The organism is Oleiphilus sp. HI0117, assembly GCF_001635235.1.
Map to the genome: position 1 here is coordinate 1 of NZ_LWGA01000859.1, position 6,875 is coordinate 6,875.

The window sequence follows — 6,875 nt, forward strand, 5'->3', positions numbered from 1 at the left end:
GAAGCCATACCTGTCCCGGAAATAGCTGGTGACAAAGTCTCTTCTTATTTGAGCGGAAGCCTGTTAATGGATCTCATTCCAAGTGATCAAGAAGAAGCTATTGGCATTCAGGTTAAAGAACTGAGCAATAATTCGATCGCTAAACGAGTAGGCTTTGAGCAAGGGGATATAATCTTCGCGGTCAACCGAAGCAGGATTAGAAATATTGCAGAGCTTAAGTCTTATTTGAGGCAGCGAAATGTGCAGGCATTTCGCATCCGACGAGGATACGAAGACCTGATTCTCTATGTTCGCTAGCAATTAAAAGAATAAATCCCCGAGCCGCAGTTCAGGCCGCCTGCTGTAAGGCCCGGAGATTGTAAACGGTAAACAATAGAAGGCTAGGTTTTCTACCCGGCCTTCTTCTTTAACAACCAGCTTGGCTTCTTCATACCAATCTTTGCGAAGCCCTCATTTAGCGTCATCGGATGCGCTAGTTCCATATAATCAGAGAGCTTCATTTTAATCACTTCGTGGTGATTTCCTGCTCTAAAGGCAATATCACCGGTTTCATCGAACCCTTCATACATATAGATGGGGACATCATATAAATTGCCGAATGGTGGCATAGCACCCACTTCGCATGATGGGAAACGGTCTTTAAATTCATCTTCTGTTGCCAGGGCGACCAGCTCGGTTCCCATGGCTCTCATAAATTGATCCCAGCGTATTCGACATGATGCGGGTAGCACCACCATCGACATACAACCGTCCAAATTGACCATAACGGTTTTCGCCATTTGGTCACCTTTAAGTTTAATACGTTCAGCGATCTCTTTTGCGGTATATGCTACCGAATGTTCTATTGATACGTATTGAACGTCATTCGAATCTAGATATTGCTTTAGCTGTTCAACTGGCATTTCCAGTACCTCTATAACTGCCTAACACTCGTTATTTTTGTCTTTAGTAGATCGAGACAATCGTAATTATTGCTTTGTCTCAGTCACTTCGTATTTCTGAAGCGCTATGCACAGGCAGATAGAGACCAGCAAAATTCGTTGATACTAAATTCTTTCTTAACTTCATCTTAGTCACGAACAAAGATAAGTTGAAGTAACAAAAAGTATCTTTTTATTAGCGTCGTTTATAGATGAGTTTTTTTCCAGTTTTTCAGCAGTATTATCACACTTGTTTTCATTCTTTCGCAGGTTAGGAAATACGTTTATTAATAAAAAAGGCGCTCAAAAGAGCGCCTTTTATCAGCAAAACAAATAACGTCTTAAATAACCGGCGCTAGTGCGTAGGTTATTGAACTGTATGCATATGTACGTCTTGTTGAGGGAACGGAATACTAATTCCTTGCTCATCAAACGCTTTCTTAACTGCTTCGAACATTGTGAAGTGAACTGCCCAGTAGTCCGCCGTCTTAGTCCAAACCCTAACGGTAAAGTTGACTGAACTATCCGCTAATTCAGAGATCGCAATCAAATGCTCAGGATCTTTTAATACACGAGAATCTGAAGTGATCAAGCCTTCAATAATCGCTTTCGCTTTATCAATATCATCGCTATAACCAATACCAAAAACGAAATCAACACGGCGAGTATCCAGCTGGTTGATATTAACCATACTGCTATTTGATAGGGCACCGTTTGGAATAATAACGACGCGATTATCTGCCGTTGTTAGAATTGTGTTAAAGATCTGAATTTCCTTAACGACACCAATATGGCCTTGAGCATCAATTAAGTCGCCTACTTTGAAAGGCTTGAATAGCAAGATCAAAACACCGCCAGCGAAGTTTGACAAACTGCCCTGCAATGCCAAACCAACGGCCAAGCCAGCAGCACCGAGTACTGCAACGAAAGAAGTAGTTTCAATACCAACCATTGATGCAACAGCAATCAATAGCATCATCTTGAAGATGACTGACGCCAGGCTACTGACAAACGAACCAAGCGTTGGATCCGCTTTAGACGTAAAATGCTTTTCAACCTTGCTAACAATTCGATTTATCACCCAAAGACCAATTATCAAGGTAACAATAGCCAGAACAACTTTTGGCCCGTAAAGAATTGCAGCTTCTACAGCTATATCAGCATAGCCTTCTAGCTTATCTGTAGTTTCAGTTATATTTTCCATAGTCTTCCTTTTTTACCCTAGTTTAAAAGTAACTTTATTGTATTATCTATGATGCATCGAAATGCTGTTGTTATTATTCCTCGCAGCATAAAGTAGCTACACCAAGCTGGTCAACTTAACACTGTCAATCATCATTAAAATGTCATGAATACTGTCGATACACTCAACGCTAACTTAAATAAAACTCTCGCTAAAGGTCGTGTCAAGGCGACTAAACCTCCCGCCTGCCCTGCAATCGGCCTTTATCTGTTTGACCCAGCTGTATTACAGGGCCCACTTAGCCATGACGAAGCACAGGCTGTTGTGGCCGAACCTGCCTACTGGTCTTTTTGTTGGGCAAGTGGACAGGTTTTGGCTCAGTTCATTCTGGAGAACCCGGAATATGTGCGTGGTAAGACAGTGCTAGATTTTGGTAGCGGCTCGGGTGTTGTTGCAGTCGCTGCTGCCAAGGCTGGTGCCAAAAAAGTCATAGCTTGTGATATCGACTCAGACGCTCTTGAAGCTTGTCGTGCAAATGCCGAACTCAACTCTCTGAGCTTTGACTACTCTGAAGACTTTATGGCTTTTGATGAAGAGCTCGACCTGATCACCGCGGCGGATGTACTATATGACAAAGATAATCACGACTTGCTAGATTTGTTTACCACTAAATGTCCTCAAGTACTTCTTGCTGACTCCCGCGTAAAAGTACTGCCCTCTTCCGCTTACGATTTGCTTGAAGTAAAAGAAGCCCGTACTTGTCCAGACCTAAATGAGTTTGAAGAATTTAACAAGGTGCGTATTTACCACTCAAACACTTGCTCTTAATAGTTGGCGCAATAAGGATCAGGTGAATCACTGTGCCTAACAAGTCTACAAACCAATCATTTAGCTCGAAACTACGGTGGGGCAAGTAAGCCTGAACAAGCTCAATACCCAGACCAAAGCAAGCCAAGCAAAATAGTATTGCCCTTAAACCTAGCCTTGGATAGGCAATTTGAACCAATAAAGAAAGTACAAAAAATGCTACTAGGTGGAGCACCTTGTCACTCACATTAACTTGCTCCAGCCCCGTAAGGGGTGAAAACGCGGCAATACAAGAGAACAGCAAAGCAAGGTACAAAACGATTTTGTTCAGCCAGGTAAACTGGATTATCTGACTAAAAAGGTGTAGCACTTGAGAACTCCATAAAAGTTTTAGTCTTTGGCTGGTAGATACTTAAGTCTGTGGCATGTAGGCATAAACGGCTACTAGCCTTTAATGCCGACTCGTGAGCATAAAGCCCATCGCCCAATATTGGATGGCCGGTATATAGCATATGAACACGTAGTTGATGAGAGCGACCTGTTATCGGCGTGAGGATGACTCTCGATGCCTGTTCTGAGCGAGTCGTACATTGATAGAAGGTCTGAGCAGCTTTACCTTCATGTGAAATCATCTGTCGAGGCCGATTGGGCCAGTCGGTCTTCAATGGCTGATTAACTTCGCCACTTTCATCTTCCATAAAGCCATAAACCAAGGCTTCATAGCGCTTTTTGACTTCTCTGTCATGAAACTGCCTACTAAGCTCCCTGTGGGAATCCGCATCAAGCGCCAAGACCATCAAGCCCGAGGTTGCGCAATCCAAACGATGAACCACCCTGATAGTGGGAAATTGGTCTTGTAAGCGGCTCAGCAAGCAATCAGCTTTGTCGGGGCCTCTGCCCGGAACTGATAGCAAACCGGAGGGCTTATTAACCACCACAAGCTGTTCATCTGAATAAACAATCTCGATTTGAAAATCTGGACGCATTGGCTACAACTACCTAGTGACATTACTTTGATTTCATCAGAGCACTGCTGAAACTCCAAGCGAGCTATTATACACTGCCTACAACCCTATTAAGCCCTATAAATTTCTTAGACGATATTCTGATCAGGAGCGAATCTTCACATGAAGGGAAATATGTTTACCGGCTTTGGCTATCTGGCTCAAGGTTTCAAGATCATTTGCCAGCCCGGCTTTCGCCTATTTTTACTGGTTCCTTTAACCGTAAATATCATCTTGTTTACGCTGCTCATCATGTGGGCATATAGCCTAGTAGACGGTTGGATGGCGACCTTATTGTCTTGGGTCCCAGAATGGCTAGGATTCATGGAGTGGTTATTCTGGGGAATCTACTTCTTAGCCATCTTAATGACGCTGTTTTATGGCTTTATTGCCGCCGCGAATTTAATCGGCGCTCCTTTTTATGGCTACCTGGCAGAACTCACTGAAAAGCACTTAAGCGGCCAAGATAAAGGTGAAGACTTCTCATGGAGCGAGCTACTGGCAATGGTTCCCAGAACCATCATGCGAGAACTCCAAAAGCTTGTTTATTATATCCCGCGGGTGCTAGTGCTATTGGTTTTAGGCTTAATCCCCGGCTTGAATGTGATTATTGCTGTTATCTGGATTATTTTCTCAGCCTGGATGATGGCCATTCAATATATCGACTACCCGGCAGATAATAATAAGATGAGCTTCCCCGATATGAAAAACTACCTGGCTAGCCATCGTCTGACATCACTAGGTTTTGGGCTGGTAACGTTTGGGGCAACGCTTCTGCCTATCGTGAATTTTCTGGCACTGCCCGCTGCGGTGTGTGGCGCGGTCGCATTTTGGGTAAACGAAGAAAGATCTTTAGGCAATATCAATATGAACTTTGAAGCAGAGGCGCAGAAAAAGCTATCCAAGTAAATGCAGATAGCTCATCAAGATGCATTTGCTAGCGCTTTCTGTTCATTAGCCGAGCTACTGGAAACCATTATCGATGCCGGGAAGTGACAAATAAACTCACTGCCTATGCCTTCTTCACTATGGATTTCCAGCTCGGCATTATGATTGATCAATACATGCTTCACGATCGCTAAGCCCAAGCCTGAGCCGCCACTTGAGTGGTCTCTGCTGGGGTCCGTTCGATAGAAGCGTTCCGTCAAGTGAGGGATGTGAACGGAATCAAAACCTTCACCGGTATCACGCACACAAAAGTGAGCACCTTCTTCATCCAGCCACCAGCTGATGTCGATATCACCACCGGTGGGCGTATACTTAACTGCATTAAACGCAAGGTTTGAGAAGGCGCTATAAAGCTGACGAGAGTCACCGGTAAATAAACAGGGTTTGGTGCTTTCAAAGTCCAAACGAATATTCTGATTTTTGTCAGCGCTAAAGGCTCGTGCGTCGCGGTAGACTTCTTGTAGTACCGGTTCGATATCGATCGCTTGAGTATTACTAGGCAGGCCTTCAGTTTCATACTTGGCGAGTAACAAGAGGTCACTAATCAGGCTTTCCATCCGTTTCGTTTGCTCTTGCATTGAATTTAAGGCTCTTCGCCACTTCTTAGGTGTATCTTCAGCATCCTGGAAGGTTTCGATATAACCTCTAATAACCGTCAATGGCGTTCTCATATCATGAGAAACATTGCTAACGAAGTCACGCCGCATCTGTTCAAGTCGCTGCACACGCGTCACATCTTGCGCGAAAACCAAGCGGTCATCTTTGCCAAACAAAGTGATATGTACTTGCAAAGTTGCACTTTTATTTAAAGGTGAACGTAGCTCTAAAGGTTCGTCGTAATTCTTGCTTTCAAAATATCGCTTAAAGGAAGGGTCTCTAAGCAAATTTGTTATCAGCTGACCTCTATCTGACTCTCGTTTAAAGCCAAGTACTGTACTTGCAGAGTCATTCCACCAGTCCATCGCACCTTCAGAGTTAGTCATGACGACAGCCTCTTTTAGTGCATTGGTAGATAATTGGACACGAGCAATCATTGACCGCAAGTTTTCTTGAGTAATGCGATTTTGATATTGAATTTGATATAGACCGTCAAACAGATCGCCCCATAAACCATGGCTTTCGGGAATTGCTTGGTCTTCTTGTACACTGTAAAGCCAACGATGCAGCTTAACAGCCTGGCTGATTGTCCAGGCTAAGTAGGCAAAGCAGCCAATCGCGAGAACCCACGCTAATTCCCCAATCAGCAGGCCAAGTACCAGCAAGCCAATCACAGCCCAAAAAAGGGAGTATAAGTGACCGATGATTCGTTTGTGCATAACCTTATGCTCCAGCACAGGAAGACAGATTCATTCTCTGATTCAATAGTTTGCCATTAAAACGCAAACGGTACAGAGAGTGTGCACCCTTCGTCAATGATCGAAGTCATGTGCATGAAAAATCGAGCTCCTTGCCACCTTTCTTATTTTATAACAAAGTTACCAATGCTCAAGCGCTATGCAGCACCTTGAGCAGAAAAACGATAGCCAGTACCTCGAACAGTTTGAACCAGGTATTCATGCCTTTCACCTAATGCCTTGCGAAGGCGCCGAATATGAACATCAACGGTTCGATCTTCAACATAGACATTGCCACCCCAAACTTGATCAAGTAGCTGGGAACGGCTATAAACGCGGTCTTGATGCGTCATAAAGAACTGCAGTAGCTTAAACTCAGTTGGCCCCATGCTCAGCAAATTATTGTGAGCGGTAACGCGATGACAAACTGGGTCAAGTACCAATCCATCTATTTCGATTTCACTTTCGACACCCGCAGGCGTCGCACGACGAAGTACAGCTTTAAGACGAGCAACCAATTCACGAGGAGAAAAAGGCTTAGTAATATAGTCGTCGGCACCGACTTCCAAACCCTGTACTTTATTATCCTCTTCGGTTTTAGCTGTCAGCATAATAATAGGGATATCACTGGTCGCTTCATTGCGTTTCAAGCGTCTTGCCAATTCAATTCCGCTAGTGC

General features: G+C 44.0%; 9 protein-coding genes. 3 read left to right on the plus strand and 6 right to left on the minus strand.

Annotated elements, in window-relative coordinates; genetic code table 11:
• A partial coding sequence (locus tag A3757_RS14825; protein WP_197470061.1) for a PDZ domain-containing protein occupies positions 1–297 on the plus strand: 297 nt, incomplete at its 5' end.
• A 92-nt stretch (positions 298–389) separates the two neighbouring features.
• Here the strand turns inward: A3757_RS14825 and A3757_RS14830 are convergent.
• Positions 390–902: an aminoacyl-tRNA deacylase gene (locus tag A3757_RS14830; protein WP_068554211.1), complete on the minus strand. Its 513-nt coding sequence runs from the start codon at positions 900–902 to the stop codon at positions 390–392.
• A gap of 385 nt (positions 903–1,287) precedes the next feature.
• Positions 1,288–2,124, minus strand: a complete 837-nt coding sequence (locus A3757_RS14835; RefSeq protein ID WP_068514472.1) for a mechanosensitive ion channel family protein — start codon at positions 2,122–2,124, stop codon at positions 1,288–1,290.
• 144 nt (positions 2,125–2,268) lie between these two features.
• Between A3757_RS14835 and A3757_RS14840 the strand changes: the two genes are divergently transcribed.
• Entirely contained in the window at positions 2,269–2,931 is a 663-nt protein-coding gene (locus tag A3757_RS14840; RefSeq protein ID WP_068552540.1) for a methyltransferase, read from the plus strand.
• On the opposite strand, the gene A3757_RS25240 is transcribed toward A3757_RS14840, so the two are convergent.
• Both A3757_RS25240 and A3757_RS14845 read right to left on the minus strand, forming a co-directional pair.
• Positions 2,891–3,280, minus strand: coding sequence for a VanZ family protein (locus A3757_RS25240; RefSeq protein WP_068510067.1), 390 nt, complete (start codon positions 3,278–3,280; stop codon positions 2,891–2,893). The two genes, A3757_RS14840 and A3757_RS25240, sit on opposite strands and share 41 nt — an antisense overlap.
• Positions 3,264–3,896 (minus strand): RluA family pseudouridine synthase, encoded by a 633-nt coding sequence (locus tag A3757_RS14845; RefSeq protein WP_068510064.1) that lies wholly within the window; start codon positions 3,894–3,896, stop codon positions 3,264–3,266. The genes A3757_RS25240 and A3757_RS14845 overlap by 17 nt, the downstream gene beginning before the upstream one ends.
• A 141-nt stretch (positions 3,897–4,037) precedes the next feature.
• Here A3757_RS14845 and cysZ point away from each other — a divergent pair, with 141 nt between their 5' ends.
• Entirely contained in the window at positions 4,038–4,823 is a 786-nt protein-coding gene (cysZ, locus tag A3757_RS14850; RefSeq protein ID WP_068510062.1) for a sulfate transporter CysZ, read from the plus strand.
• A gap of 14 nt (positions 4,824–4,837) precedes the next feature.
• On the opposite strand, the gene phoR is transcribed toward cysZ, so the two are convergent.
• Both phoR and A3757_RS14860 read right to left on the minus strand, forming a co-directional pair.
• Positions 4,838–6,178, minus strand: a complete 1,341-nt coding sequence (phoR, locus tag A3757_RS14855) for a phosphate regulon sensor histidine kinase PhoR (RefSeq protein WP_068510060.1) — start codon at positions 6,176–6,178, stop codon at positions 4,838–4,840.
• 176 nt (positions 6,179–6,354) lie between these two features.
• The coding region (locus A3757_RS14860; protein WP_068739852.1) for a winged helix-turn-helix domain-containing protein at positions 6,355–6,875 on the minus strand (521 nt) is incomplete at its 5' end.

Coding starts and splice junctions, on each gene's coding strand:
- phoR (WP_068510060.1), bottom strand. CDS start 6,178: ATGCACAAACGAATCATCGGTCACTTATACTCCCTTTTTTGGGCTGTG.
- A3757_RS14830 (WP_068554211.1), bottom strand. CDS start 902: ATGCCAGTTGAACAGCTAAAGCAATATCTAGATTCGAATGACGTTCAA.
- A3757_RS14835 (WP_068514472.1), bottom strand. CDS start 2,124: ATGGAAAATATAACTGAAACTACAGATAAGCTAGAAGGCTATGCTGAT.
- cysZ (WP_068510062.1), top strand. CDS start 4,038: ATGAAGGGAAATATGTTTACCGGCTTTGGCTATCTGGCTCAAGGTTTC.
- A3757_RS14845 (WP_068510064.1), bottom strand. CDS start 3,896: ATGCGTCCAGATTTTCAAATCGAGATTGTTTATTCAGATGAACAGCTT.
- A3757_RS14840 (WP_068552540.1), top strand. CDS start 2,269: ATGAATACTGTCGATACACTCAACGCTAACTTAAATAAAACTCTCGCT.